The organism is Enterobacter sp. SENG-6, assembly GCF_001605945.1.
Lineage (GTDB): Bacteria > Pseudomonadota > Gammaproteobacteria > Enterobacterales > Enterobacteriaceae > Enterobacter > Enterobacter cloacae.
Window position 1 is genome coordinate 1 of the sequence record NZ_LOMM01000069.1, and the last position, 1,293, is coordinate 1,293.

Annotated in this window: 1 protein-coding gene; it reads left to right on the top strand. The window is 53.1% G+C overall.

Annotation, left to right across the window (positions count from 1 at the left end; translation table 11 throughout):
• Positions 1–106: 106 nt before the first annotated feature.
• Entirely contained in the window at positions 107–1,240 is a 1,134-nt protein-coding gene (locus AX755_RS21570; RefSeq protein WP_224085374.1) for a DDE-type integrase/transposase/recombinase, read from the top strand.
• Positions 1,241–1,293: the final 53 nt, after the last annotated feature.

The following is a 1,293-nucleotide window of genomic DNA, read 5'->3' on the forward strand; positions in this document are numbered from 1 at the left end:
GGTATGAACCGGAAACATGGGTGACACTTTAGACCGGATACATGGGTAACAGTTATAACTGGCATAGAAGAGGAGACTCGCTATGCCCTGGACTGAGACCCGACCTATGCAACGCCTTGATTTTATCCGTGCCTGCCATGCAGGTACGGAGTCTTTTTCAGCCCTCTGCCGTCTCTTCGGCATCAGCCGAAAAACCGGTTACAAATGGCTTGAACGTTTTGACCCTTCTGACCTGTCATCTCTCTCTGACCGCTCGCGTGCTCCGCACTCCCACTCCCGGACGGTTCCTGATGCTGTCGCCGGACAGCTTACGGCTCTGAGGCAAAAACATCCTGACTGGGGTCCCAAAAAACTGAGGATGTGGCTCCTCAACCATCATGTCGATTTTACCGTACCGGCTGCCAGCACCATAGGTGATATCCTCAAGCGTGAAGGCCTGGTCCCGGATAAAAAAAGAAAACGCAGAACGCCGGGAAACCGTCAGCCCCTGACGACCATCAGTGAGAACAATCAGGTCTGGAGCGCTGATTTTAAAGGTAAATTCAGGCTGCTGAGCCGGCAATACTGTCATCCCTTCACCCTGACCGACAATCACAGCCGGTATCTTCTGAGCTGTCAGGGAACGGACCGGGAAAGCGAGCCCTTCGTCAGAAAGTGTCTGACGGATGCGTTCCTGGAATACGGTCTGCCGGAAGTACTCCGGACGGACAACGGTCAGCCCTTCGCAGGAACAGGTATAGCCGGATTAAGCCGCCTTGCGGTCTGGCTAATCAAGCTGGGCATCAGACCGGAACGTATCAGAAAGGGGCATCCGGAAGAAAACGGCCGCCATGAGCGAATGCACCGTTCGCTGAAAAGCGCAGTGAAACAGGGCAACACCTTCATGACGATGGAAGAACAACAGCGGTGGTTCAGTGACTACCGGGAAGAATTTAACCACGAAAGGCCACATGAAGCCCTGTCGGGAGCAACGCCCGGAACGGTGTGGCAACCCTCAAGCCGACAATGGGATGGCAGGGTTCCTGAATACACTTATCCGGCAGGGGGTATGGTCTACAGAGTAAAATCGAGGGGAACACTCTATATGGGTAAAAAAGGGACAGTGTTCCTGAGTGAAGCCCTGACTGGCGAGTACATTATGCTCGAAGAACAAGATGATGGCCTGGAGGCCATCATCTTTAACGGAATAACGCTTGCGTACTACGACCGGAAAACCGAGAGTGTGCTCCGGATAGACTAAAAGTGTTACCTATGTTCCCGGTCTGATCTGTCACCTATGTATCCGGTCATACA